Annotated in this window: 1 protein-coding gene; it reads right to left on the bottom strand. The window is 74.9% G+C overall.

Annotation, left to right across the window (positions count from 1 at the left end; genetic code table 11):
- Positions 1–94: 94 nt before the first annotated feature.
- Positions 95–1,242 (bottom strand): EAL domain-containing protein (locus tag E1211_RS32080; protein ID WP_207915602.1); only part of this gene is annotated, 1,148 nt, incomplete at its 5' end.

Here is a 1,242-nt window from a genome sequence, read left to right as displayed (position 1 = left end):
GGTCACCCCGACTTCAGGGACGTCGAGTTGATCAAGCAAGGCGGGCGGACCGCGCCGGGGCCGAGCGCCGGGGCCACCGGGTGCCGGGGCGGGGTCAGCGGGCGTGCCGGCGGCGCAGGTCGGGGTCGGGGCCGCCGGTGGGGCGCACCGGGCGGTACCGGGCCAACCAGGTCACCAGCTCCTGGGCGGGCATCGGCCGGGCGTAGAACCAGCCCTGGGCGGCGTCGCAGCCGGCGGCGTGCAGCATCCGCCAGGTCCGTTCGTCCTCGACCCCCTCGGCCACCACCCGCAGGCCGAGGGCGCCCGCCAGTTCGATCATCGACCGTACGATCGCCGCGTCGTCGGGGTCGTCGGCCATCCCGAGCACGAAGCTGCGGTCCACCTTCACCTCGGAGAGCGGCAACCGGCGCAGATGCTGCAGGGAGGAGTACCCGGTGCCGAAATCGTCCAGCGAGATGGCCACCCCGATGCGGTGCAGCCGCGAGATGGTCGCCAGCACCCGTCGCGGGTCGGCCATCAGCGCGCCCTCGGTGATCTCCAGTTGCAGCCGCTCGGGCGGTACGCCGTAGCGGATCAACCGGTCGGCGATCTGGTCGGCGATCTCACCGGTGTGCAGGTCGCGCACGCTCACGTTGAGCGCGGCCCGCAGCCCGACCCCGGTGGCGGTCCACTTCGCGAGCTGCTCCACCACGTCGTCGACGACCCGGCGGGTGAGCAGCCGCATCACGGCGCTCTGCTCGGCGACCCGGATCAGCTCCTCCGGGTCGACCATGCCGCGTCGCGGGTGCCGCCAGCGCAGCAGCGCCTCCACGCCCACCACCTCACCGGTGGCGATGGCGATCTGCGGCTGGTAATACATGGTGATCTCGCCGACGTCGACGGCCGGGTCGACGTCGGCACCCCGGACCCGGTGCCGACCGGTGCCGCCGCCCCGCGTCGCGGCGGCCGCGGTGTCCACCCGGCTGTCCTCGTCGGCTGCGCCGCCGGGTCCACGCACACCCGGATCGGTATCCGGTTCGCGACCGTTCACCGGCCCTCGGTCGATGACCGCACCCCGGTCGACCACCTCCGCGCCGGGGCGACCACCCCGACGGCGGACCGGGTCGGCGCCGGTCACGATCCGGCTGATCAGCTCGTCCTCGGGCACCAGGTCGGTGCGGCGCTCCCGCTGCCGGGACCACCACCGCCTCGCCCGGGCGCCCGGCACCCCACCCCTCGACGCCGCACCGGCACCCGCCGCAC

The sequence above is a fragment of the Micromonospora sp. 15K316 genome, assembly GCF_004348525.1.
Lineage (GTDB): Bacteria > Actinomycetota > Actinomycetes > Mycobacteriales > Micromonosporaceae > Micromonospora.
Note: the sequence above shows the minus strand (reverse complement) of the source record. Positions and strands in the feature narration are given on the sequence as shown.